The organism is Caballeronia sp. LZ003, from assembly GCF_031451465.1.
Lineage (GTDB): Bacteria > Pseudomonadota > Gammaproteobacteria > Burkholderiales > Burkholderiaceae > Caballeronia.
In genome coordinates this window covers 1-474 of sequence record NZ_JARUXJ010000178.1, presented here as the reverse complement: position 1 = coordinate 474, position 474 = coordinate 1, and the positions used below count along the sequence as shown (strand labels likewise).

Annotated in this window: 1 protein-coding gene; it reads left to right on the top strand. The window is 60.5% G+C overall.

The window, feature by feature from the left end:
* Positions 1 to 474: MFS transporter (locus tag QCE79_RS39540; protein WP_309851879.1), on the top strand; the 474-nt coding region annotated here is incomplete at both ends.

Sequence of the window (474 nt, the reverse complement as noted above, 5' to 3'; positions counted from 1 at the left end):
CACGGTGGACGCTTCCACCCAACTCGCAACGGCCGAACGCGGACACGCAGGCAAGGGCGCAATCCGACTCATCGTGTCGAAGCCGCACACCGCCGTCACCCTGGCCCTGTGGGTCGGACTGTTCATGAACCTGATGACGGTCTACTTCCTCAATAGCTGGCTGCCGATCATCGTCAAGGACAACAATTTCTCGCTCGCCGACGCGGCGCTGGTGGGTGCGATGATGCAGGTGGGTGGCACGCTCGGCAATATTGTCATCGGTTGGGAGATGGACCGCTTCGAAGCGCACAAGGTCATGATCGCGACGCTGCTTGCAGCGCTCGTCTTCACGATCGCGATCTCGCAGCTGAACGTCGGCCTCGCCGGTCTCATTACTCTCGTTTTCCTGCTCGGCTATTGCACGAACTCGACGAACACCGGCTGGACTGCAATGGCTGCGAGCTACTATCCCACTGAAATGCGTGCCACCGGCAC